16 protein-coding genes and 1 pseudogene are annotated in these 22,919 nt (G+C 65.8%); 9 read left to right on the plus strand and 8 right to left on the minus strand.

What is annotated here, in order from left to right; all coding sequences use genetic code 11:
* Positions 1–94: 94 nt before the first annotated feature.
* The 3 genes from mycP to eccCa are packed head-to-tail and all read right to left on the minus strand — an operon-like array spanning position 95 to position 6,914.
* Complete coding sequence (mycP, locus tag OK015_RS07870; protein ID WP_442791276.1) at positions 95–1,450, minus strand: type VII secretion-associated serine protease mycosin; 1,356 nt, start codon at positions 1,448–1,450, stop codon at positions 95–97.
* Between the two features lie 17 nt (positions 1,451–1,467).
* Positions 1,468–2,880, minus strand: coding sequence for a type VII secretion integral membrane protein EccD (gene eccD, locus OK015_RS07875; RefSeq protein ID WP_268130506.1), 1,413 nt, complete (start codon positions 2,878–2,880; stop codon positions 1,468–1,470).
* A complete protein-coding gene (gene eccCa / locus OK015_RS07880) occupies positions 2,877–6,914 on the minus strand; it encodes a type VII secretion protein EccCa (protein WP_268130508.1) in 4,038 nt (1,345 codons plus the stop codon). The genes eccD (OK015_RS07875) and eccCa overlap by 4 nt, the downstream gene beginning before the upstream one ends.
* 83 nt (positions 6,915–6,997) lie before the next feature.
* On the opposite strand from eccCa, the gene eccD (OK015_RS07885) reads away from it, so the two are divergent.
* Positions 6,998–8,488: a type VII secretion integral membrane protein EccD gene (eccD, locus tag OK015_RS07885; RefSeq protein WP_268130509.1), complete on the plus strand. Its 1,491-nt coding sequence runs from the start codon at positions 6,998–7,000 to the stop codon at positions 8,486–8,488.
* A 14-nt stretch (positions 8,489–8,502) separates the two neighbouring features.
* Here the strand turns inward: eccD (OK015_RS07885) and eccB are convergent, their stop codons facing one another.
* Positions 8,503–10,011 (minus strand): type VII secretion protein EccB, encoded by a 1,509-nt coding sequence (eccB, locus tag OK015_RS07890; RefSeq protein WP_268130510.1) that lies wholly within the window; start codon positions 10,009–10,011, stop codon positions 8,503–8,505.
* A gap of 120 nt (positions 10,012–10,131) precedes the next feature.
* On the opposite strand from eccB, the gene eccE reads away from it, so the two are divergent.
* Positions 10,132–11,835, plus strand: a complete 1,704-nt coding sequence (gene eccE / locus OK015_RS07895; protein WP_268130512.1) for a type VII secretion protein EccE — start codon at positions 10,132–10,134, stop codon at positions 11,833–11,835.
* An 18-nt stretch (positions 11,836–11,853) separates the two neighbouring features.
* Positions 11,854–12,660 (plus strand): DUF5336 domain-containing protein, encoded by an 807-nt coding sequence (locus OK015_RS07900; RefSeq protein WP_268130514.1) that lies wholly within the window; start codon positions 11,854–11,856, stop codon positions 12,658–12,660.
* A 56-nt stretch (positions 12,661–12,716) separates the two neighbouring features.
* On the opposite strand, the gene OK015_RS07905 is transcribed toward OK015_RS07900, so the two are convergent.
* The 3 genes and pseudogenes from OK015_RS07905 to eccA form a co-directional block, all read right to left on the minus strand.
* A complete protein-coding gene (locus OK015_RS07905; RefSeq protein ID WP_268130516.1) occupies positions 12,717–13,670 on the minus strand; it encodes an alpha/beta hydrolase in 954 nt (317 codons plus the stop codon).
* A 12-nt stretch (positions 13,671–13,682) separates the two neighbouring features.
* A pseudogene (locus OK015_RS07910) lies at positions 13,683–14,684 on the minus strand (MinD/ParA family ATP-binding protein); the annotation flags it as partial.
* 88 nt (positions 14,685–14,772) lie between these two features.
* Positions 14,773–16,584 (minus strand): type VII secretion AAA-ATPase EccA, encoded by a 1,812-nt coding sequence (gene eccA, locus OK015_RS07915; protein ID WP_268130518.1) that lies wholly within the window; start codon positions 16,582–16,584, stop codon positions 14,773–14,775.
* 155 nt (positions 16,585–16,739) lie between these two features.
* Between eccA and OK015_RS07920 the strand changes: the two genes are divergently transcribed.
* Together OK015_RS07920 and OK015_RS07925 are read left to right on the plus strand one after the other, a co-directional pair.
* Complete coding sequence (locus OK015_RS07920) at positions 16,740–17,060, plus strand: hypothetical protein (RefSeq protein WP_268130520.1); 321 nt, start codon at positions 16,740–16,742, stop codon at positions 17,058–17,060.
* On the plus strand, positions 17,057–17,449 hold the full coding sequence (locus OK015_RS07925) for a YbaB/EbfC family nucleoid-associated protein (protein ID WP_268130521.1): 393 nt from the start codon (positions 17,057–17,059) through the stop codon (positions 17,447–17,449). Before OK015_RS07920 ends, OK015_RS07925 begins: the two co-directional genes overlap by 4 nt.
* Here OK015_RS07925 and OK015_RS07930 read toward each other — a convergent pair.
* Positions 17,418–18,812, minus strand: a complete 1,395-nt coding sequence (locus OK015_RS07930; RefSeq protein ID WP_268130523.1) for an FAD-dependent oxidoreductase — start codon at positions 18,810–18,812, stop codon at positions 17,418–17,420. The genes OK015_RS07925 and OK015_RS07930 overlap by 32 nt on opposite strands.
* Positions 18,813–19,256: 444 nt before the next feature.
* Here OK015_RS07930 and OK015_RS07935 point away from each other — a divergent pair, with 444 nt between their 5' ends.
* From OK015_RS07935 to OK015_RS07950, 4 genes are read left to right on the plus strand one after another with little or no spacing between them, the layout of a single operon-like run.
* The gene (locus tag OK015_RS07935; RefSeq protein ID WP_268130524.1) at positions 19,257–20,216 is read left to right on the plus strand and encodes a metal ABC transporter solute-binding protein, Zn/Mn family; all 960 of its coding nucleotides are present in this window, start codon (positions 19,257–19,259) and stop codon (positions 20,214–20,216) included.
* Positions 20,217–21,101 carry a metal ABC transporter ATP-binding protein gene (locus OK015_RS07940; RefSeq protein ID WP_268130526.1) on the plus strand — a complete coding sequence of 295 codons (885 nt, stop codon included), beginning with the start codon at positions 20,217–20,219 and terminating at the stop codon, positions 21,099–21,101.
* Positions 21,098–22,015, plus strand: coding sequence for a metal ABC transporter permease (locus OK015_RS07945; protein WP_268130527.1), 918 nt, complete (start codon positions 21,098–21,100; stop codon positions 22,013–22,015). The genes OK015_RS07940 and OK015_RS07945 overlap by 4 nt, the downstream gene beginning before the upstream one ends.
* Positions 22,012–22,902, plus strand: a complete 891-nt coding sequence (locus OK015_RS07950; RefSeq protein ID WP_268130528.1) for a metal ABC transporter permease — start codon at positions 22,012–22,014, stop codon at positions 22,900–22,902. The genes OK015_RS07945 and OK015_RS07950 overlap by 4 nt, the downstream gene beginning before the upstream one ends.
* Positions 22,903–22,919 lie beyond the last annotated feature (17 nt).

Here is a 22,919-nt window from a genome sequence, read left to right on the forward strand (position 1 = left end):
GGCCTCCGGCTCGACCGGTTCATCTTGGTACGGATCCATCGTCAGTGTCACACCTCGGCTTCCACGGCGACGCCGGCCACGTGCGGCGTCGCCTTCACTTGCGTCTCCGGGCTGTGCCGTTGCTGATGACAATGGTGACGGCGGCCAGCGCCACACATGCCCCTAGGACGACGAGCACGATGTCCCGCGCTCGATGGCTCCCCGGATCGCGTTGTCGCGGAAAGCTAATCGCATGGCCGGCGAAGGGAGCCGGCTCTTTTGCAGCAGACGGCAGGTCGTACGTCAATGCCGCGACGGGGTCTACGACCCCGTAGCCGGTGGCCGCGTTGGGTCCGGCACCCGTTGTCCGCGCGGTGCGCTCGATGCGTTGGACCACCTCTGCGGCCGACATGGCGGGGAACCGGGACCGGACCAGGGCAACGATGCCCGAAACGAAGGGAGCGGCGAAGCTGGTTCCGTTGATCGGCACCAAACCGTGTTGGGGGTCCTGCCACGCGTTCATCAATCCGGGACCGTTGGGGCTCAACGACGTCAGCTGCTCGCCGGGAGCGGCAAGGCTCACCCATGGCCCATGCAGCGAGAAATCGCTCGGCTTTCCATCCGGCGCCACCGCACCGACCGTGAGGACGTAGTCGCGAAACCACGCGGGGCTGGCGACGGTCCGTACCGCATGCCACGCGTCTGCAAGCGGAAGATTCGGGTCGCGCACCTCGTTCTGGGCGCTGCACAGTCCTTGCGCGCCGACGTTGCCCGCCGCGGCGACCACCACGACGTTTCGCTCGAACGCATACCGAACCGCCTGACCGACGTCGCCGTCGTCCAAACCGGCGCCCACCGGCGCGCAGGCCGCCTCGGAGAGGTTGATCACCGTCGCCCCCATGTCCACCGCGTGCGCTATGGCCAACGCCAATGTGTGGGTGTTTCCGTAGCCCGGGGACACCGCGTTCGGATCGTTCTGCGTTGACCCCGGTCCGTGCACCGCATACAGATCGCTGTTCTGCCGGATCGACAAGATGGCCGCGTCCGGTGCGACGCCGGCGAAGGCGTCGTCGGGGCTGGGAGCCGCCGCGATCAGGCCGGCGACCAGGGTGCCGTGGGCGTCACAGTCGACTAAGCCGTCCGACGTCGAGACGTAGTCGCCACCCGGTTCCAGCGCACGTAGCCGAGGATTGGGCGCCACGCCGGTATCGATCACCGCGACCTTCTGCCCGGCTCCCCGGGAGAAAGCCCACGCGGCCGAGAAATTGAGCATCGTGTCGGCGGCGGGACGCTGCTGGAACCGGCTGCCGGGGAACACGGTCCCGAGACCGCAGGCGGTTCGCTGTTCGGTCGGTTCCGGCGGTGCGACGGGTCCGATGGGCGGGCTTCCCGGGGGTACTGCCGGGGGCTCGACGGCCAGTGCCGACGCCGGCATCACCAACGTGCTCTCGACAGACAGCATCAGGGCCATCGCCGCCACCACGATCTTCACGTGCCGTACCAACGCGGGTAGGCTTCGAGCACCCACAACGCCAGCGGGATCAACGCCGCGGTCATCAGGTAAGCGGAATACGCCGCAGCGGTTGCCAGCCGCCCGCACAAGCGGGCGGTCCCGGCCGCGGCGAACGCGACGGTCGCAGCCAGCAGCAACCCAAAAGCCGTCAGCCGCAACGGCGGGCCGCCGCGCTGGGCCAAGACACAGGCCACCAGTGCAAGAGCGACAGCGGGTACGCCCAACGCGGCGCGTTCCACGGCGGTGACCGGCTCGCGTGCGTAGAGTCCCAATGCCGCCGCGCAACCGATCGCAAACACCAGACCGGACCATTTGGTCGGGTGCTGCGAGGCAAGGACGACCAGCGCTCCGAGGGCAGCACTCACCGCCAGGCCGGCACGAAACGCCGCGCGGGTCAGGTCATCGGACCGTACCCGGGCCCAAAGATCCTCCGCTGACGACTTTTTGAGAAGGTCGGCATGCTTACCGGAGCCGCGCGGCCTGCGGCTCGTGAACAACAGCGTGAACGCGGGCGCCGCGCGACAGCCCAGCGTGGCGACCAGTGCCAGCACGACACCCGTCAGGTCGGCCTTGATCCCGGTGGTGTGTGCGACCAGTGCAAGTCCGGCGAAGATGCAGACCACTGCGGCGGTCAGATAACCCCAGTGCCCCGTTCCGACGCCGCGGAACAGGGCCGCCGAAAAGGCCGCTACGGCTACACATCCGGCGGCCTGCGCGTACCCGCCCCAGGTGTGCAGCCCCGTCCAGGCGATCGCGGCCGCGACTGGAATCGCCGCCCATCCCAGTGCGGCCCCGATGTCGGACCGGCCGTGCGAGCGATGGGCTATTGCGGCGACGCCCGCCAACCCCAGGGCGGCGACCGCCGAAAGCCCCACCAGCGCAGCATGATTCGCCATAAAGGTGGGAGCCAGCAGGAAGTACACCCATACCGCCGCGGCACCGTACACGCCGGCGAACGTCATCCAGCGGGCGGCTACCCCGTCCCAGCCGGCGTAGCCGGCCTTGTTCAGGCGCGCGGCGGCGTCCACCACGTCGTCGTACAGCGTCGGCGGAGACAGCGCGGGCTGTGCGCGGATCCGCAGCAGTTCACCCTCGGCGACGCCGGCTTCGCGCAGCGTGACGTCCGGCGGCAGCGGAGTGGTTTCACCGCGCCGGCTCAGCACCCATACGTTGCGGTTGGCGTCTTTGAGCGGCTCGTCGACCGCGGAGGCCTCGGCGGCCTCACGCACCCGCGCGAGTTTGACCAAGTCCGGCGTTAACCCCGCGATCGGCACATCAAGTGGCACCGAGACGTCCACCTGAGTCTGGCTGCACAAGAACGACAATCGCACCAGTTGGGCCGCCGGGGAGATCACCCGGACGGTCTGGGATTCACGGGTGCCGCTCATAGGTCGGGCATCCGGGACAGCTGAATCACGTCACTCTTGATCGTGCGCGAGACCAGCATGCCGCGACCGGGCGGCATGGGCTGGGCCTTGAAGCCGAACAGAGCGCCTTCCTCCTTGGTGCCGCTCATTACCAGACCGTTGCACGACAAGTCCTTGAGCCGCCCGATGATGGGATCCATCATCGCGCGCGCGGCGCCGCCGATACGGCGGGCAACGATCACGCGCAAACCGATGTCCCTTGCCTGCGGCAGGTATTCGACGATCGGTCCCAACGGGTGATTGAGCGATCCACCCGGGATGAGGTCGTAGTCGTCGATCAGCACATACACATCCGGGCCGTGCCACCACGAGCGCTCTTTGAGCTGTTGCTGGGTAATGTCACTAGGCGGTAGCCGGTCCTTCATCGATGCCGCCAACGCCGTCATCAGCTCCCCGCAGGACTGCGCGGCCGTCGCGTAACCGCCGAGGTATTCGTTCTCGACCACTCCCAGCAAGGTGCGCCGGAAGTCGACCAGCACAATCTTGCACTCCTGTGGCGAAGTGTTCTCCATCAATCCCTCGGCAATGTTGCGTAACAAACCGGTCTTGCCGCATTCGCTGTCGCCGAACACAACGAGATGCGGTTGGGAATCGAAATCGATGATCACGGGCGCCAACTCGGTTTCGTTGATGCCGATGGCGACCTTGGCCTTCTCGCCCAGAATGCCCGCCCGGCGCGCGGCATCGACGACGGCAAGGCGGTCAACGCTGTGGGGAAGCATCCGCACCCGTGGCGCTTGCCTGTCACCGTATGCCTGGCGAACCTCCGCGCACGCCCCGGCAACACCGGCAGGCAGATCTTCGATGTTGGAGCTGGAGTCAAGGCGAGGCAACCCGATCAGGATGTGCAGCCGCTCCGGGCTCATGCCGCGGCCGGGCCGGCCCACCGGAACGAGTTCAGCCCATTTGCGCCCGATGTCGCTGTCGACCGGGTCACCCATCCGTAGTTCGACCCTGGTGCCCAGCATGTCCTTGACGGCCGGACGGATCTCCATCCAGCGGCTGGCCGTGATGGCCAGGTGGATGCCGTACGAGAGGCCCTGAATCGCGATAGCCTGCAACGCCGGCTCCAACATCTCGAAGTCGCTTTTGATAGTGGCCCAACCGTCGACCACCAATACCACGTCGCCGAACTTGTCCTGGTTCAACGGGTCCCGGGCGGCGGCGTCTTCCGGCAGCCCGGCCAACTGGGCTTTGCGCTGGCGGAAGTCGCGCATCGATTCGATGCCCAAATCCCTGAACCGCAACTCACGTTCGCGCAGCAGCCCGCTGACCTCGGCTACGGTGCGACGGATGCGGTCGGCGTCCATGCGGCCGGCGACGCTGCCGACGTGTGGCAGATTCGTGAGGCTGCCCAGGGTGCCGCCGCCGAAGTCCAGGCAGTAGAACTGCAGCTGCTCGGGAGTGTGGGTGGCGGCGGCGGCCATGATGAGGGTCCGGATCGTCGTCGACTTACCCGACTGCGGACCGCCGACCACCGCGACGTTGCCTTGGGCCCCCGAGAGGTCGATCACGAGGGCGTCGCGGCGCTGGTCGTAGGGACGGTCCACCACTCCGATCGGCAGCCACAGCCTTGCGTTGAGGTTGCCGGCATCGCTCCACCTCGGGTTCGGCAGGAGGAGGTTCACCGCAGGACTGGCCTCCAGTGGCGGGAGCCAAACTTCGTGCGCGGGTCGTCCGTGTCCGCGCAGCCTGCCGACCACCACATCGAGCAGGGTGGTCTTCGTGGGCCCCGATGACGTCGCCGCATCGACATCGCCGGTGGTCTCCTCGACCGGTGCGGCCGGCGCGGGATCCTTCTCGACCGGCGTGGCGGTGAACAGCTTCGGTGCCAGGGCGCCCAGCAGTGACGTCCTGCCGGTCCGCGACGATATCCGGGGGCTGACGTACTCACCGGAAACGTAGGAGGAATTGAAGCGAATCGGCTCGTCGGCATCGCATTTCAGAAAGGCAGAGCCCGGCACGCTGGGCAGGTGATAGGCATCGGGCACACCGAGCACACTGCGTGACTCGCCGGCCGAGAAAGTTTTGAGGCCGATTCGGTAGGACAGGTGCGAGTCCAGCCCCCGCAGCTTGCCCTCCTCGAGGCGCTGGGAAGCCAGCAGCAAATGAATGTGCAGGGACCGGCCGAGTCGACCGATCATCACGAACAGCTCCGCGAAATCGGGCTTCTGCGAGAGCAACTCGGAGAACTCGTCCACCACGATGAACAACGCCGGCAATGGGTCAAGCTCCGCGCCGTTGGCCCTCGCCCGTTGGTATTCGGTGACGTTGGGGAAGTTTCCTGCCGAGCGCAACAACTCCTGACGACGGTTCATCTCGCCGGCGAGAGCGTCGCGCATCCGGTCGACCATCGTGAGCTCGTCTTCGAGGTTGGTGATGATCGCGGCGATGTGAGGGACGCCCTCGAGCCCCAGAAATGTTGCCCCGCCTTTGAAGTCGACCAGGACCAGATTCAACACCTCCGGTGAGTGCGACGTGATCATCGCCAGCACCAGCGTGCGCAGGAATTCGGATTTGCCCGAGCCGGTGGCACCGATGCACAGGCCGTGCGGGCCCATGCCGCCCTCTGCGGACTCCTTGATGTCCAACTCGAGCGGCTGCCCGGCCGGGGTGTAACCGACGGGCACCCGGAGGCGGTTGCGGGGGGTGGGCTGACGCCACACTTCTTCGGGGATGATTGCGGCGGCGTCGGCTATGTTCAGCAACGCCATCAGGCCCGGATCGGTTGCTCGGCTGTCTGATTCCAAGTTGACGATGTGAGCGGCGCCGCCGAGCTGGTAGCGGCTGAACGCGCGCGCGGTGGCCTCGGCTTCGGCCAGCGTGATCCTGTCCGGGGTGGCGAATCGTTCGGTTCCCGCGGCCGTGCGGGCACCGACGTCGTCACCCTCGACCACCAATTGCAGGCCGCGCCGCGACGCCGGCCCCTCGCGAGGGCCGTTGAGGTCGAGCACGGTGAGGCTATCCAGGCCGGCGTCTGTGACCAGCCTCTCGTCGCCGGTGACATATCCGTCGTCTATGACGACAACCAACTGGCGAATACCCTGACTGGGCGGGGCATTTCTGGTGAAGCGGCCGCGTTCGGCCAGATCCGACGCCAGCGAGTTCTCCAGCAGTTCCAGCGACGGGAACAGCATCCGCATGCTGCCGCACCCGTCGCGCGCCGACGCGTCTTGTGCCTGCGGCAACCACTTCGCCCAGCTCCAGTTGGCGTCGTCCGGATTGGCCGTCACTACGGCGACCTGCAGATGATCCGGGCCGTGGAAGGCGCACAACTCCAAAATCATCGAGCGCACCAACTGCCGGCCAAGCTGGCGGTCGCCTTGCACGCTGATGATGGGGAAAGCGCGCAGCGACACCGCTGTGGGCAGGCAGTGCACCACCGAATGCGCACTGACAAAGCGCCGTAAAGCGTTGGTGGACACCGGCTCTAAGTCTTCCGGTGGCCCCGTCTCGGGTGCCATCAGGCGCGTGGCCAGACGGTGCGTGCCGACACCGACACGAACGTGGCAGAAGTCGTGGTCGGTGGGCCGACGTTCCCACATGCGCCGCGTGCCCGCAACGTCGATGAGAGTACGGGGATCGGGGTGACTCCACTCCAGTGCGGCGCGCTGCGCGTCGCCGGTTTCCTCGGCGTCCTCCCGGAGGCCGGCCAGGTAGGTGAAGAAATCCTTACGCTCTTCGTCGAGTTCGGCCGCGGCTTTGCCCGGCTTGCCCGCGCCGCCACCGCCCATGAACATGCCGGCCATCGACATGACCATCATCATGGGAAAAATCAAGAACGTCGGGTTCCGGGTGATGTCGCGACCACCCACCGTGATCATCAACGCGATCATGCCCACGCTGGCGACGACCATCATGAGCGGCATCAGCTTGGTCAATAGGTTGCCCGCAATGATGCGCGGCACTTCCGGTGGCGACTGGAGGGCGACCTCACCGCCGGGCATTCGCGGCGGCGCAACGCGCAGGCGCCGGACGTAACCTTCTTTAGCCAAGTCGCCTCCCGTGCCGATCCTCGCCCGGCGTCACGAGCCCCAGGTAATGTCTACAGTATGCGTAGCCCCGTGGGTGGTGCGCGATGGCGGTAGCGCTGTCGCTGACCGAACCGGATCTCGCGTGGGACGACGAGCAGGAGCTCAGCCGAATCACCGTGGTGGTCGGCGAATTACTCCTGGACGTGGGTGTGCCTACCACCGCCAGTGTCGCGGCGCTCGTCAGCGACGTCATCCGATTGGCCAACGACCAGCTTACCGCGCGGGGCGATTCGGACGTCGAATTCGATGAGGCCGAAGGACATTGGACGTTGTCACGCCTCACCGGCGAGACCATCGACCCGGCCAGGTCGTTGACCGACGCCGGTGTTTGCGATGGTGAAGTCCTGCTCGTCCGTCAAGCCGGGCCGCTAGGGCCACCGCCTCTGGTCGACGACATCGAGGGCGTGGCTGAATCCGTTGGCGGCGGGTGGTTTGCCGAGCACGGCCGAACAGCGGCTCACTTCGCGCTCGGCATGGCGCTGGCGTTCGCGACCGTGCTGCTGCTTCGGCTTCCAGCCGCCACGCCGTCGATCATCGGCATTCCGATTACCGCTCTCGCGGTTCTGGTAGTCGGAATCGGCTGTGCCCTGGTCTCTTTCCTCGCTGGTATGCGGTCCGGCGACCCGGAGGACACCACATGGTTGGCCAGCATGGGGCTGCTGCTGATTTTCGGTGGATCGTTATTGGTTGTGCCGGGCGCGCGCGGTACCGACGCGGTGCCCATGGCGTTGGCGTTGACGGCTCTGGTGGCGCTCTTTCACCTCATTACGTCCCGCCGGGGCCGGTCGCTCTACAGTGCTGTCGTCGCGATCGGGGTGTTCGGCACGCCGGCCGCCCTGGCGCAGTTACTTTTTCATCCCGAACCGCGAGCGATCGGGACCATCTTGACAACGGTGGCTGTCATCATGGTTTACCTCGCACCCAGGACGACGATCTTACTGTCCAGACTTCCCGTGCCGCGCGTTCCGACCGCAGGTGAGCCGCTCGACGACATCGAAACGCAGGGCGGGACCGCCGTCGATGGTGTCAATGCGATCGGGAAGCAGGTCATTCCGACCGAGGAAGGAATGACCGAACAGGTTCGGCGGGCCAGGGAACACCTGACCGGACTCGTCGCCGCTGCGGCCATCCTCGCCGTCATCGGCTGTTACCTTGCGCTTGACGTCAGCAACGAATTCTATTGGCAAGGGACGTTGTTCGGCGTCGTTGTGGCGACTGTACTTTGCTTGCGCGGAAGAAGCCACCACGACCTGCTCCAGTCCGCCGTATTGATCGGTGGCGGTTTGGTGATCGGCCTGGTCCTCATCGTCAAGACCGCTACCTTCGTCGACGGGTGGCGCGTCAATGCCGCCATAGCACTTGTTGCCTTGACCGTGCTGATGGTGTTGTGCGGATTGGTCGCACCTCAAGTGGACTTCTCGCCGGTATTGCGCCGCCGGGTCGAGATGCTGGAGTACGTCGCGATTGGGATGGTTTTTCCGCTGGCGTGCTCAATCATCCGGCTTTACACACTATTCCGCGGATTGCGAATATGACGACCGGCACGGGGTCAGCCCCGCGGCGGCGTGATCTTGGAACCGTCGGCGTCGGCGGCTATTCCGTCGTGGGCAATCAGTGCCGCCTGCGGGGAAAGCTCAGAGCCGGGCGGGAGTAGCGCCAGGACCTGCCACGGAGCGGACTTCGGTTTTTCTCCCGCGTTGCCCGCCGCCTTGACACCGACGGCGCCGAGGGCTGTCGCGGCAGCCTCGTCGGCGATGTGGAAGCGCACCCCCACGTCGTCGACGTAGAACAACTGACCCATGGCTTGGCCGTCGGGCTCTTCGCCGGCGGCCCGCACGTACTCGCCCGTGCCGGGCCTGAGGTAGACGGTGTCCAGGCCGGGACCCCCGCCGTCCGCGGTGGCCAGCCGCACCGGTTGCGCGTCGTCGGGAAGAGGCAGGCGGTTACCGACGAGCATGCGGGTGGTTGCCGCGGTCGTGGAGTTGTTGCGCTGCCACGACATACACACCACTCGGTCGGGATCGGCGTGGATGAATTGCGCCGGAGTCGGCGGGTATTTATCCACGTGCAATGTGTGAACGATGGGTGCCGTACCGACCAACGCGGGGGAAATCCCGATCGGGGCGGCCGCCGTGGGCGATTGCCGGTTGCCGTAGCGGATGATGTCCGCGGCGGTCGCGGAGATCGGCTGCAATCCCTCGTGCAGCGCTACGTAGAGCTGGTCTCCCCGCGAATCGACGGCTTTCAGGATGGCGCCCACCCGATATGTGTCGGGCAGATAGCCGGTCGGTTCTCCCGCTCCCTGGATATCGATCGGCTCGATAGGATCGACCAACGGAAAAGAGTTAAGCAACCCCGGCGAGACCTCGCGAACTTCACTGTCGTTCAGGTGCAGTGCGTTGTATAGGGTTGGATCACTTGGGTTTATGGCGGCGCGAACGCCGTTGTAGACAAGGTAGGTGGAGCTACCGGCCCGGGTGAGGATCATCTGCTCGGGTGACGCCGCACGGATCCCGTCACCAAGCACCGGGTTGTTGGCCAGCACCGTGGTCTCGACAATGGATGCGCGGGCCTGCTCCGTGACGGAGGGTAGTTGCGTGGAATCACACACCGCCCACGACGACACGGCTGCGTCTTCGGGGCCATGGATAGCGCCGGGGGCGCCGACGATGCCGACCGCCGGGCCTAACGGAACAGTGTTCAGGAACTTGTCGTCGACTTGCTTTGGCGGGTCGTTCTTTCCGACGATCAGCCGGGCCGAGGCCAGGTTGAGCACCGGATGCAGGCGGTCGCCGATCCGCACGAAAAGCGTGCCGTTGGATTTGCTGAGCATGATTGTCGAATCGCCGAAGTTGGGGGCCGGCCTGAAAAACGCCAGCACGCCGGCCCCGCCGCAAATCAGAATGGCGACGACCAACCCGACCAGCAGCGCGCGGATCTGCCCACGCATCGGATCGTGGATCATCCGGGAGTCGGCGCGGATCAGTGCGTGTTCCAAACGGCGGACCAGAAGCCGGTACCCGCTGACCTGCGCGCGCGTCGTGACCTGCGCCGGCATGGTGGCCCCTATCGGGATTCGGGGGAGTACGAGAAGTCAAGGCAAGTTTAGCCCGTCCCGACAGGCATTGCCTCCGAACCTATTTCGAACGAAGCAAAGACGTAGACAAGGATGCAACCAGTGACCACTCGGAGCGCAACCCGCCCAGTCCGAGCGCAACCGGAGGCGTTGTCACGGTTGGTGGCGACGACCGCGATCACGCCGCAGCGCATCTTGCCGATATCGAACCTGCTGGCAGGGCAATTCTTCGTTGCGGCAGGCGTCGCCGGCGAAGAGTTGCTACACCGACCCGGCTGGTACGGCGCGGCAGTCGGTTTGGTCATCGCGGTGGCAATGCTCGTCCCCGTCCGCGGCGGATCTCTGCCGCACCATGTGGTGGAACGGCTCGGCTTCTGGTATGACCGTCGCCGTCGCGGGCGCCGGCCCCACAGTTTCGAGACTTTCGACGCCGAACTGTCCGAAGGCGCACAGATCGGATTCCATTGGGACGGCAAGGTCCTGGTATCGCTGATGCGCATCGAGCAGAATCCGCAGGCGTTGACGATCATGGAACCCGCCATGACCGTCTCGGGGGAAATGATCTCGCTGCGAATGCTCGCGGAATGCCTGCAACAGTTCGACATTTCGCTGGAGTCCATCGACGTGGTCAGCCGCGGTGTGCGAGTGCGAAGCCGCGACCACATCGGAGCGGTTTACGACGCCGTCCTTGGACCGTTGCCGGCAATCGCTGCACGTACGGTCTACGTAGCCGTACGTATGGATCCGACCCGGTGTCCCGCCGCAGTGCGACACCGAGGCGGAGGATGGGAAGGCATCGTGCGAACCGCCGCCACAGCCACCCGCCGGGTCGGCAACCGGCTGGTCGACGCCGGGCTGCGGCCACACATCGTGACTGCGGCCGAGATCGCTGCGGTAACCGAAGAACTGTCGGGCGGAATGGAATTGCATGACCTGGATGAGACGTGGCAGGCCTGCCGCAATGGACGGTTGGAGCTACGCACCTTCTTCCTCAAGCCGTCGATGTTCACCGCCTCGGGTCTCGGTCTGTTGTGGACTGTGCCGACCCAGTCGACGACGATCTGTGTGACACTGCGCCGCGAAGAGCGCGACGACCTGATCAAGCTTCGTGGCTTGGTGCGGTTCGACACGTATGGACGCACCCGGGTCGACCTGCCCGGTCTCGGGCAGCTGCCCGGCAGGCAGTACGCCGCGTTGGTGTGCGCCCTGCCGGTGCCGTCGCCGCGACGAGCGCTGCGGCACTGGGTGTTCGGGAAAGGGCTCGAGTCCGTCGGGGAACTCGCGTTGCCGGCGTCCGGATGCGGCCAGCTGGTCGGGGCCGACGAGCGCGGGCGCGCGGTCGCGGTGCCGCTATTCGGTCCGCGCGTGCAACGAGTCGAGATGTGTGGCACCTTGCACCTGGCCCAGCAAGTGGTGCTGCGATCCTTGGCGCTGGGCGCCCGCGTTCGCGTCCACACCGGACGGTCCGCCGCCTGGCGCGCGATGGCAGAGCAAGTCGGTGACCACGAGCTGCTGAATATCAACGGCCACAACGCGGAGGCGGCCCCGACGGGCAGGGCAAGTGAATACTCGGTGGAAATGTTCGACGGCGTCGCCGAGCGCATTGTGCGGGACGCGGTGACAACCATGGTGGTCAAACCATCGCACGCGCCGCTCGCCGAGAATGCTGATGTGACATTGCAATTGCTCGACCACGATCGCGATCTGGTGCGCGTGGGCACCCGCTCGGAGTCGGCCATCGTAACCATGGTGGCCACCGATGACGAGATGCATTACATCAAGTCGTCGCTCGACATCGCGGACTGACGTGAGCAAGGAGCGCCCATGACGGGGACATCGGACCACCCGGACTATCCGGGCTACGGGACATATGGCTGGAATTCGCCGGGGGACAAGGCGTCCGGGGAACAGCCGGACCAGCTGGACCGGGCACTGTGGATCGCGGTCACCGTCCTCGGGCCGCTGATCTTCGCGGTCAGCCTCGACTCACCGGTGGTGCTGGACTTTCCGGTGCGGTTCGGCGTGCTGGCCGCAACCGTGTCGGCGGTGAGCCTGCTGTCCGGCCAGCCCCGCCGTGCCTGGCTCGTCGTCGTGCTCGCCGTCACCGGCTTCTCCGACGCGCTGCTCACCTCGATCAGGGTCGGCAATCCGCACTGGGCGCTGACCGTCGTCACAGTGCTCAACGCACTGCAGGCGCTCGTCGCGGCAGGCGCAATGCTCCACGAGGCCAGAGTTGTTCGGTCGGCCAAACTCGCGACAACAGCGGACTATTCGGCGTACATCCGCCTGGTCGAGGCCTACCAGGCATACCAGGCCTACACGACGCAATACCAGCAGCCGCCCCCGGAACCGGAGACCGGTCCCGGACAAGCTGCCGCACGCGGCCAGGCCGGCGCCAGCGTCGATGCCGCGGAGGTGGCCAGGGAATCCTTCGCGGAACTGCAGGCCAGATACGCCCGGCACGGTGTGGGCGCCCCTGCTCAGCACTCGCGTGGCTCGGGCGGCGCCCGGGTAGCAGGACCGGTGACCGATCCCGGTATGCCCGGCGCGAATCGTGGCGCACCGGAAGACCCCTACCGCTCCTACCGGCAGAATTCCGGGACCGGCACCGTCGAGCCCACCGGGCCCTAGCCGGTTCAGCGAAACGGCCTCGCCGGGACTATCCAGACGACTGACGCCGCCCGCTTTCACGCATTCAGCATCCGCCGGATCGCCCCGATTCGATCTGCGATGATGCGGACCCCGATGGCGGTTCCCGGGATGATGTGGGCCATGTGGAACGCTTGAGCGTAGTGGTGGACCTCCGTGGGTACGCCGGCCTGAATCAGCATGCGCGCGTAGTCGAGACCCTCGTCCCTGGTCGGATCGACCTGGTAGGCGGTGACGAACGCGGGCGGAAGCCGGCCCAGGTCGTCGACCGTGGCGCGGGCGGGTGCCGCGTAGAGCGGGACGCCGGCGCCGCCCGGCTCCGCGGTGCCGCGCAAGTAATAGCGCCAACTGTGCGGGGAGTTGACGGACTGCCAGACGGGCGTGTCGACAAGCGTCGTCATCGACGGGGTGTTCAGTCGATCATCGATGGTTGGCGCGTCGAGAAATTGAGCTCTCAGGCCAGGCCCCTCGCGATCGCGGGCGAGTAGCGTGAGTGCCGCGGCAAGGCCGCCGCCCGCGCTCTCGCCCAACACACCGAGACGGTCCGGATCGAACCCGAAGTCTCCGCCGTGATCGGCGACCCACTGCAGGGCCGCGTAGCTGTCCGCTAAGCCCGCGGGGTAGGGGTGTTCGGGTGCCAACCGGTAATCGACGGCCACGACGGTGACTCCGGCCCGTTCGACGAGCATTCGCGCGGTGGAGTCCGCGAGGGTCAGGTCGCCCATGACGTAGGCGCCGCCGTGCAGGTACAGCAGTGTGGCCGCAGGGGTTACCCGATCAGCCGACGCATAGATCCGAACCGGTACCTCCGCGAAGTCATGTCGATCCGCGACGACGACATCCGTCGTCGTGATCGGCGTCCGGGACTCGTATTTCGGCAGTTGCGCGACCGCGAGCCGTTGGCTCTCACGTGCGGACGCCAGGTCGGCGAGGTCCATCGTCGGCACGGCGCTCGCCACGGCCGCAAGCTCCGGATCGAGTAGATAATCCATTGCGGCGTCTCCCTACGGACGATTTCTCCGGCCGAATCCGTCGGCGACCGAGGCGGCCAGCTCCATGTATTCGAGCCGGGTCTTGCGCTTCATCAGTTCCAACGAGATTTCTCCGCCCTCGCCGAGATGCTGGTCGTAGGAGATGACGAACAGAGAGCGCACCCGCGATCGGAAATACTCGGCCAGCTTGTCGAGGTCGAGCGGCATCGCGCCGGGCCTGGCCGAACTCAGAACCACCCTGGCATCGGGGACCAAATGGGCATAACCGTGGTGCTGCAGCCAATCCAGCGTCGCCAGGGCACTTCGCGCGGAGTCCACGGCCGGCGAGGCAACCACGATCAGCGCGTCGGCGGTGTCGAGAACGCCGCGCATGACCGAGTGCGTCATGCCCGTCCCGCAGTCGGTGAGGATGATGTTGTAGAAGCGATCCAGGATTCGGTGCACGGCGCGGTAGTCGCGCTCCGAAAATGCCTCGGAGACAGCGGGATCTCGCTCCGAGGCCAAGAACTCCAAGCGGCTGGGACTTTGCGAGGTGTGCCGCCGCATGTCCGGGTAGCGAACGACGTCGCCGTCGCTCAAGAGATCGCGCACCGTCGAGCGGGTCTCGTTCGGACCCCGTTGGGCGAGCGTCCCGAAGTCGGGATTGGCGTCAACCGCGATCACCCGGTCGCCCCGCAGCGACGCAAAGGTCGCGCCCAACCCGACGGTGGTCGTGGTCTTACCGACGCCCCCTTTGAGGGAGAGCACCGCAATGCTGTAGGAACCCCGCACCGGCTGATTGGCACGTTCGGACAATCTCCGGAAACTTTCCTCCGCCCCGGATTCGCCGAGGTTCACCGAGCCGCCGGTCATGCGGTGCAACGTCTTTCGCCAACCGTGACGGGGCGCGCGCCTCGTCGGGCGGACGAGACCGAGCTCGTCGGCGGCCGGTGAACTCATGGCGTCCGTCGGCGACGGGTCGTCGGGTGTGGCGGTGGTGAAGTGCGTGTCGTGCGGTGGGCGCGGCGGCGCCGACGCTGGTCGGGACGGGCCGCCGGTGGCACTACCGTCGGATCCATTGGCCCCACCGGCGTAATCACGATATGTCACACGATCTCCAGTGCTAGTTCAGATTCAGCGTCTGCAGAATGCCGGCCAACGCCGCTTTCATGTCGCTTCCTTCGATGCGCACCAGCGCATCCTCGTCGAGGCTGTGCAGCCCCGAGTCCAGACCCTCGGTGAGTCGGTAGGCGCGTTCCTCCTCGGCCACCTCGATCACGTTGCGCACAAAGCGCCCGTTGCCGGCCAGATCGATGCTCTTGCGGACGTTGCCGTCGTGATCGGTGGACTGCTCGCCGCACAACCGCGTGCAGACGTTCACCAATTCGTCGTAGGCGTCCGGCGACAGCTCGGAGTCGCGCGACTTCGCGATCAGCCGACCGATGTCGCCCAACTCGGTCGGGCCGTAGGACGGGAACCTGATCCGTTTGGTGAATCGCGAGGAGAGGCCTTCGTTAGACGCCAGGAAGCGGTCGATCTCCGCGTCGTACCCGGCGATGATCACCACCAGGCGGTCACGGTCGTTTTCCATCCGGGCCAACAGCGTGTCGACCGCCTCGCGTCCGAACGCGTCTCCGCCCGACAGACCGGTTTGAATCAGCGTGTAAGCCTCGTCGATGAAAAGCACACCGCCCATGGCGGTGTCGATCAACGCGCTCGTCTTGATCGCGGTGCTGCCGAGGTGTTGACCGACGAAGTCCTGCCGCTTTGCTTCGACGACATTCAGCGATTCCAGAAGCCCGAGCCCGCAATAGGTTTTAGCTACCACGCGTGCGATCGTCGTCTTACCGGTTCCCGGCGGACCGGTGAACGCCAGATGCAGGCTACGTGAACCGGTGCTGAGTCCTTTGTCTTCACGCATTTTCGCCAGCTGCGCCGCCGATCGGAGTTTGGCCACCTGCAGTTTGACCTCGGCTAGGCCGACCTGGCGGTCGAGCTCTTCCTGGGCGGCGCGCAGGTGTTCGTTACCGCGTTCGGTCATGCTCTCGGCGTCAAGGTCAGCCGAGGTGGGCGAGCTGGTGGGATCCCATTTGTCGGTACGGGATTCGATCACTTCGTTGGTCGTGATGACAAGGCGGTACTTGGGGTCTTTGAGGGCCGCGTAATTGGCCTCAAACGCGGGCTCTTCACTGTAGATTCGCTCAAAGATCTTCCGCGCTTCGGGCTCGTCGCCCATTTCCCGCAGCGTGAGGCCCTTGCAGAATTCGGCGGCCCGGCGAGCAGCCGGGATCGGGCCTTCGAGCGCTTGGTCGAGGCGTCGCAGCCCTTCGCCGAACAAACCCATCTGTGCGCACGCGGAGCCCACCATGAGGTGGGCTCCCGCGGCCAGGTACGGGTCGGTGAAGTCCGCGGAATGTGCCAGTGCCGTCAGTACATCGGGCCAGCGTTGGGTGGTGAAGTACAGGATGCCGCGCATGTAGGCGCAGATATCGTCGGTGGCCGGATCGGGCATGGTGGCGCGTGTGGCAGCGAGTTCGTCGAGCGTCTGCTCGGCTTCGTCATAGTCTTTGCCCTGAATTAGGCTTGCCACGTAGGCCAGCTTGACTTCGGTCATCGAACTCAACGTGTAATCCACGTAAAGACCGGTTTCGAAACGCCCGCAGAGCGCCCGCGGTGGCAGCCCCAGCCGACGCTGCTCGCGTCCCAGCGACTTGCTGGTCCGGTGCAGATGGTGAATTACCTCCGCGGTGGTCTCGCCCGCGGCCGCGCGGCCAAGCCAGGCGTCGCACATGTCCGGGTCGTACTCGGTTGCCCGCTGGAATGCCCGTGCCGCGTAGCCGATATCGCGGTCCACCTCCAGACCATCAATCTGAATGCCCATCGAGAGCACCCCCGCATCGAAGACACGCTGCGCGTTCCTGTTCTCACCACTCATCGGTGCCCCCAACTCCCTTTCGTTCGGCCTCGGTTCGGGGAACGGTGACACAGATAGCGTCGACGTTTGCCGGACAGATGACTACAACGGGGTCGACTGCGATTGTACTAAGCTGCAGGGCATAGGGTTTCGAAGCTTTGGCGAGGGTAACCAAGATGGATGGATCGCTGAGTTCCTCGAACGGGGGGATCGTCGTTCGAACGACCGAGCGCGGACTGCCGATAGGACTCAAGATCTATCAACGCGAACTATCAAAACCTCCAACGCAATTGGCACGTGAGATTCTTTTGCTGTGTCAGCTTTCTGCCCGGCGTATGCAGGTCGCGCGTCGTCGCGACCTTGTTGCTCGTGGTTTTGGCCCAAACGCCATTCGCGGCCTTGATCTCAGCACCGAGGAGGCTTTGACCCAGGCCGAGGCGGAGCTGCGAGGCGAAGACTCCGACGGCGTGCCCGATACCTGGATGACCCCGATTTGACCGGCGGACTTGCGGATTCGTTGATCGCGCGCATCGAGAAGCAGCGCGACTTGCTCCAAGCGATGGACCAGCACTGCAAGTCCATCTCGGTGCGTGCCACGAGTAGGTGTGAGTCGGTGAGTGTCGAAGTCGACGGCCTGGGTGCGATGACGGGGTTATGGCTAGGAGATAACGCCTACCACAACGGATCTGAAGCACTGGCACGGCTGATCGTCGACACCGCGCAGGCGGCTGCGCAGGCAGCCGTGCAGCGGCAGCGTTACTTGATCGAGGAATTCCGCGACCGCATGAGCGCGCTACAACAGGCGCCCCTCATCCGGCGCGACGGCACGACGTTTCAGCCCGCTTCACCGGTGGTTACGACGCCGCCGAAGACGAGGCCGAGTTGATTGCCACGGCCCGCTCCAAGAGCGCGGGATGCGCGAGCGCAGACGGATGACGCAGCATGTACCGAACGTCGCTATAGAGTTCCGCGATGCTGCTGTCGGCAAGCGTGGCACGTACTATCTGATCCTGACTCCATCGCTGGTGACGCGTGACTTCGGTTATCGCCGCGCCGTTCAGGAAATCTAGACGCGCACGGTCACCGGCGGTCGACACGTCCCACGCCGCGTCCACCACTACCCGCTGAAGGCGGAAGAAATCCCGTGCAACGGAGTCGAATCCACCGGCATCCGACAAATACGAGGACAGGCAGGATGCCTGCAGCGCGGCCGAGGACATGCCCTGCCCGTAGACGGGATTGAAGGACGCCACCGCGTCTCCGACGCAGACCAGCCTGGCCGGAAAGTTGTCCAGGCCGGTGAAATGCCGCCGCCTGCTTTCTGTCTGGTGGTATGTGGCGACGTCACGGCTGATCCTTCCGGCCGTCGCTGTCGCATAAACGGATTCGAGTTGGGCGCATTTAGCCCGGAAATCGTCGGCCGTCTGCCCCGGCCGGTCATCCCCGCAACCGATCAAACAGACCATCCATTGGTCATTTTCGACCTCGGCGGCGCTCGCAATGGCGACACCGTCGACGGTGTTACCTGGACTGAAGATCGACAAGGTTGAGGTGCCACCGGAATCCGCCGATGCCTCGGAGCGCTCGAAGATGGCCGTCGCGTAGTTGATGGGGAGGGCCAACCGCTCCAGTCGCGGACGGTCGAAGCCGGCATCGCTGACCCAACGCGATAGCCGGCTGGACCGACCCATCGCGTCGACGACAAAGTCGACTTCCAATACGGCCGCACCGGAACGACCGACGAACTCGATCCCCGCTACCGCGCCGTCTCGATATCGCAGACCCCTCGCCTGTGCACGCTGCACGGAGATGTTGGCCAGTGACAACACCTTGGTACGAACCGCTGACTCGAGCAAGGGCCGCGTGGCGCCGAGCATTTCGTAGTGGGGGGAACTTCGCGCCACCAAATCGCCGTCGAGTGTCTGATCCTCGGAAGTGATCCTGACGGCCCCTCGTGCCAGCGCCTCTTCGCTGAAACCGGGAAGCCATCGGTCCATCCACCGCCGCCCGGCCGCCAACGCCACGTGTAGTTGATGTCCCTGGGGCACGCCGGGGCGCGACGCTCGATCGCCGAGTTCATCGCGCTCGATGATGACGACGTGGCGGGCAAAGTCGGAAAGTACCCGGGCGGCGAGCAGCCCGGCGATGCTGCCACCGACCACGCAGGCGGTGTCGAATACAAGTCGCTTCCGGCCGGGTGGCTCGGCGTTGACCAGTCTGTCGAAGACGGAAGCTACGGTATTCGACATCAGCGCAGCCTCGCTGTTTGGCTTCGGTTGGTCATCGATTTAGCGACGGCGGTAAGCATTTCGGCCCCCTCGCCTCGCTCTGCTTACCCGACGGTATCCACCTCCTTGGTATGGGTACCAGTGCGACGCCATGAGTGTTATCGATGGAAGTCATCGCAGCAGCTGATCGGAGCGGGCCAGTGCATAGTATGGTGGCAAATCAATCAGCTGAGAGACGTTGGCTATCAGCATGTTTCGAGCATTCCCTGCGGCGCTTGGCCGACGCCGGTCGCGGACCAGCCGGCGTCGTTGATGCTGTCGCCGGCCGTGCCGCATAGGTAACCTCGCCCCGCCGCGTGCGGCGTCGTCGGCAACTCGGCCCGTGCGAATGCCGCAGTCCCGTGTTAGGATCGCGCGGTATCGCTAATGAAAACCATTTTCATTACTCCATGCTCGGGAGGTTTGATGGACGGTCGACCCGGTCGGCACAGGTTCACGGTATCGGCAGCGCTGGGCATGGTCGCGATACTGCTCGGTACGGTTGCGTGTAGCGGCGGCAACGGGCCGCAATCCGGATCCAATGGCACGAGCAGCAGCGGGGCCGGCTCCAAAATCGCTGTCATCGCGACGATCAACGCGTGGGGCAGCATCGCCGCACAGCTCGGTGGTGACCGAGTCCAGCTGACCAGCATCATCACCAATCCCAACACCGACCCGCACAGCTATGAGCCGTCGGCCGCTGATGCGCGCATGGTCGCCGACGCGGCGATCGTGGTCGAAAATGGCATCGGCTACGACGCCTGGGCCGACAAAATGATTGCGGCCGACCCGAATCCGCGGCGAGCAGTTGTCAATGTCGGTGACACCGTCGGGATCCCTGCGGGAGGCAACCCGCACCAGTGGTATTCACCCGACTCGGTCACCAAGGTGTCCAACGCGATTACCGCCGCTTACAAGAAGGCGGACCCGAACGACTCGGCGTATTTCGATCAGCAGAACCAGCAGTTCCTCAACCAGGGCCTGTCCAACTACCACAGCTTGATCGCCAGCATCAAAGCCAAGTACGCCGGGACGCCGGTCGGTGCCAGCGAATCGATCTTTTCCCCCCTCTCAGATGCGTTGGGGCTGAACCTGATTACGCCACCGGAGTTCCTCAAGGCAATCAGTGAAGGCACCGATCCGGCACCGCCGGACAAGGCGACCATTGACCACCAGATCGCAACAAAGGCGATCAAGGTGTATGTGTTGAACAGCCAAAACAACACCCCGGACGTGCAGGCCCAGGTCGACGCGGCCAAGAATCAGGGCATTCCCGTCACCACTGTGACCGAGACACTGTCGCCGGCAAGCGCGTCGTTTCAAGATTGGCAATCCGCGCAGTTGTCCGCACTGGCGGATGCTCTACATACGGCCATAGGAAAATAGATGACCGTCGCGGATCCCGGACCAGCCGGCCAGCAGGTCAACCCGGCGCCGCCGGCCGGGGAGATCGCGGTCCGGATGCGCGGTGCCTCGGCCGTGGTGGGCGGCAAGACGGTGTGGTCGGACGTGTCCCTCGACGTCGCCGCAGGCGAGTTCGTTGCGGTACTGGGGCCTAACGGCTGCGGAAAGTCGACGCTGCTGAAAGTGCTTCTGGGGCTGACACCGTCGCACGGCGTGGTCGAGGTCCTGGGTGCGCGCCCCGGCCGGCGCAATAACCGGATCGGGAACCTGCCACAGCGGCGCGCATTCGACGCCAGCGTGCCCATCCGCGGCATCGACGTGGTGTCCCTGGGGTTGGACGGTGCGCGGTGGGGAACGCCGTTGCCCTGGTTCACCCGGGTTATCGCCCCGCGACGGTTCGCGGAACGGCGACGACGGCTCGAGCAGGTAATCGAACTGGTCGGTGCCACCGACTATGCCCGGCGTCCGATCGGGCGCTGCTCCGGTGGTGAACAGCAGCGGCTGCTGATCGCCCAAGCCCTTATCCGCCGGCCGGAACTGCTGTTGCTCGACGAGCCGCTCGACAGCCTCGATGTGCCCAGCCAGGCCGGGATCAGTGCTCTGGTCGGCGACATCTGCCGCCGAGAGCGCGTCGCGGTGGTCATGGTGGCCCACGACGTGAACCCGATCCTGCCCTACCTGGATCGCGTCATTTACATCGCCGGCGGGTCGGCCGTGATCGGATCCCCCGAGGAGGTGATCACCGCCGATCAGCTCAGCGCGCTCTACGGCATCCCAATCGAAGTGCTTCACGACCGGGCCGGGCACCTGTTCGTTGTCGGCCAGCCCGATGCCGCTCCCTCGCAGATCGCCGGAGTGCGGGCATGAATCCGCAGCTGACCTGGGATCTGATCGCCGATGTGCAACAGATGTGGGACTACCCGTTCATGGTCACCGCGGTGCGCGCCGGCACCGTCGTCGCCGTGCTTGCCGGTGTGGTCGGCTGGGTGATGGTGCTGCGCAAGGAAAGCTTCGCCGGGCACACCCTGGCCATCGTCGGCTTCCCCGGCGCCGCCGCCGCGGCTTGGCTCGGCGTGGCCACCGGCTACGGGTACTTCGCGGCCTGCATCGGTGCCGCGGCGGCGATCGCGTTGCTGCCCACGTCGACCCAGGCGCGCGGCATGGGCGGCCTCAGCGACGAGTCCGCCGGGATCGGCACGATTCAGGCTCTCGCGTTGGCGACCGGGTTTCTGTTCGTCAGCCTCTATCACGGATTCCTCTCGGGGCTGACCAATCTGCTGTTCGGCACGATCGCCGGGGTCAGCTCTCAGCAGCTTCGTGTGCTGGTCATCGCCGCACTGGTCTGCCTGATCGTGCTGGCCGCCATCGGGCGCCCGCTGCTATGGGCCTCGATCGACCCCGACGCCGCCGCCGCCAACGGGGTCCCGACCCGATTGGTCGCCGGGGTGTTCCTGCTGGTGCTCGGCGCCGCCGCCGCCGGTGCCAGCCAGATCACCGGCAGCCTCTTGGTATTCGCGCTGCTGGTCGCCCCACCGGCGGCCGCATTCCACTTCACCGCCCGTCCCGCGATGGGCATTGCGATCTCGGTGCTCATAGCGGTCACCGTGACCTGGGCGGGGATCGGCTGCGCCTTCTATTCGCCGTATCCGATCGGGTTCTGGGTGAGCAGCCTCGCGTTCGGCGTCTATTTGGTGGCCGTCGGCTATCGGGCGAGCGTCGAGCGGACACTGCGTCGGATCGACCGACGGCAGTCGCCAACTCGCCCGGCGGTGGCGGCATGACAATCCTCGGTGGACGCGCCAGCGCGTCGGGGCCATTCGCCGGGCTCACGAATATGCTGGCCCACCCCTTCATCACCCATGCGCTGGTGGCCGGGACTGCGGTGGCGGTGGTGTGCGGGCTGGCCGGCTTCTTCCTGGTGTTGCGCGGCCAGGTATTCGCCGGCGACGCGCAAGGACACATCGCCTACACCGGCGCCATGGCGGCTCTGGTGGCCGGGCTGGACCCCCGGGTGGGGTTGTTCGCCGCCACCATCATTGCCGGAATCGCGTTGGGTCTGATCAACCGGCGCGGCGCCGACGACGTCGCGATCGGCTCGTTCTTCTCCTGGATACTGGGCTTGGGCGCGCTGTTTTTGACCTACTACACCACTCACGGCAGCGGTACCAACGGTACGGCCAACGTTAATGTCTTGTTCGGCAGCATCTTTGGGATCAATGACCAAGCGAGTGCCCTCGCGGTGGGGGTCGCCGCCGCAGTGGGCGCCGTTCTGATCGCGATCGCGCGACCGCTGCTGTTCGCTACCATCGATGCGGGCGTCGCCCAGGCCGCCGGCGTACCGACCCGGCTGCTGAGCACGCTTTTCCTGGTCATCGTGGGGATTACGGTCGCCGAGGCCACCCAGATCATCGGAGCACTCGTCGTCCTGGGCCTGCTCGCCGCGCCGGCCGCCGCCGCCGTGCGGCTGACGACCCATCCCTGGCGGGGATTCTGGTTGTCTGCGGTCTTGGCCACCGCCGCGATCTGGATCGGGGTCACCATCGCCTACGCCGTTCCTGCGGCGCCGGCCACCTTCACCATCATGAGCACCGCCGCAACGACCTACCTCGTCGCCGCCGTGATCAGCGCCCGAGGGCGCCGGCCGCGCGATACACCGGCGGCGCAGTAAGACAAGCAAGCCGAGGA

This window comes from Mycobacterium sp. Aquia_216 (genome assembly GCF_026723865.1).
Classification (GTDB): Bacteria; Actinomycetota; Actinomycetes; order Mycobacteriales; family Mycobacteriaceae; genus Mycobacterium.

Excerpts from the sequence above, each read along its gene's own strand:
- OK015_RS07945 (WP_268130527.1), top strand. The coding sequence starts at position 21,098 with ATGAATCCGCAGCTGACCTGGGATCTGATCGCCGATGTGCAACAGATG.
- OK015_RS07935 (WP_268130524.1), top strand. The coding sequence starts at position 19,257 with ATGGACGGTCGACCCGGTCGGCACAGGTTCACGGTATCGGCAGCGCTG.
- OK015_RS07940 (WP_268130526.1), top strand. The coding sequence starts at position 20,217 with ATGACCGTCGCGGATCCCGGACCAGCCGGCCAGCAGGTCAACCCGGCG.
- eccB (WP_268130510.1), bottom strand. The coding sequence starts at position 10,011 with ATGCCGGCGCAGGTCACGACGCGCGCGCAGGTCAGCGGGTACCGGCTT.
- OK015_RS07950 (WP_268130528.1), top strand. The coding sequence starts at position 22,012 with ATGACAATCCTCGGTGGACGCGCCAGCGCGTCGGGGCCATTCGCCGGG.
- mycP (WP_442791276.1), bottom strand. The coding sequence starts at position 1,450 with ATGGCCCTGATGCTGTCTGTCGAGAGCACGTTGGTGATGCCGGCGTCG.
- OK015_RS07930 (WP_268130523.1), bottom strand. The coding sequence starts at position 18,812 with ATGTCGAATACCGTAGCTTCCGTCTTCGACAGACTGGTCAACGCCGAG.
- eccD (WP_268130509.1), top strand. The coding sequence starts at position 6,998 with ATGGCGGTAGCGCTGTCGCTGACCGAACCGGATCTCGCGTGGGACGAC.
- OK015_RS07900 (WP_268130514.1), top strand. The coding sequence starts at position 11,854 with ATGACGGGGACATCGGACCACCCGGACTATCCGGGCTACGGGACATAT.
- OK015_RS07920 (WP_268130520.1), top strand. The coding sequence starts at position 16,740 with ATGGATGGATCGCTGAGTTCCTCGAACGGGGGGATCGTCGTTCGAACG.
- OK015_RS07905 (WP_268130516.1), bottom strand. The coding sequence starts at position 13,670 with ATGGATTATCTACTCGATCCGGAGCTTGCGGCCGTGGCGAGCGCCGTG.
- eccD (WP_268130506.1), bottom strand. The coding sequence starts at position 2,880 with ATGAGCGGCACCCGTGAATCCCAGACCGTCCGGGTGATCTCCCCGGCG.
- eccA (WP_268130518.1), bottom strand. The coding sequence starts at position 16,584 with ATGAGTGGTGAGAACAGGAACGCGCAGCGTGTCTTCGATGCGGGGGTG.